Annotated in this window: 1 pseudogene; it reads right to left on the bottom strand. The window is 74.3% G+C overall.

Going from position 1 to position 759, the window contains the following annotated elements:
- Nucleotides 1-394: pseudogene (locus tag B1964_RS08860) on the bottom strand (hypothetical protein); the annotation flags it as partial.
- Between the last annotated feature and the right edge of the window lie 365 nt (nt 395-759).

Here is a 759-nt window from a genome sequence, read left to right as displayed (position 1 = left end):
CCCCCCCCGCCTGTTCCCGCAGCCAGGCGGCGATCAGCATCGACAGCGGCAATCGCGGTCGCACCGGCTCGGCGTCGGCCTGCGCGCAAGCCTCCTCCACGGCGGGATCCAGGGTCACCGGTAGGTCGACACCGAAGCGCGCAAAGGTCCCGGTGACGGCCACATCGGTGCCGCATCGCGGCCGGTCGGTGAGCACGGCTGCGGCGGGCCCGCTCGCCGGAACGGCCGGCGCGTCGTCGGCGCCGAGGGCAACCCATCGGGTGGCCGAGGCCGCCAGCGCCCGCACCGCCGAACGCGTCGCCTCACGTACCGGCCGCGTGTCGACGGCGTCGGGACCGGCGAGTTCGGGTACCAGCAGGGGCGCACTCGGGACGAATACCGCGCAGCTGAACACGTGCTCGACGCTAGTCGACGGCGCAGCGCCACCGTGGGCACCCCGGGCGGGCGTTCGCGGCCCGACCCCGCCGATCGGGCGACGAGCGGTACCCATTGTTCCGCAGCCCACACGCGATGAACTCTGAGCTGCTTGAATGGACTCCAGCCCGGCGGCCAACGCGGCCGGGGATCGAAGTGAAACGGCAGCCGTGACGCGCGGCACCGCAAGGCGGGAAGGGGCACCTGCACATGAGCGGACCAGACGGGACACCGGAAACCGGCGGGCACGAGGCCACCGGCGGCGACACCGACACCACCGAACCCACCACGGGACCGGCAGCCCGGCCCCCGATCCCCAAACCCGGTCCGCGCCCGGGCCCCCGC

Origin of the sequence: Gordonia sp. i37, from assembly GCF_002043085.1 — a bacterium.
Classification (GTDB): domain Bacteria; phylum Actinomycetota; class Actinomycetes; order Mycobacteriales; family Mycobacteriaceae; genus Gordonia; species Gordonia polyisoprenivorans.
The sequence above is the reverse complement of the archived record's forward strand: the minus strand, read 5'-3'. Positions and strand labels throughout refer to the sequence as shown.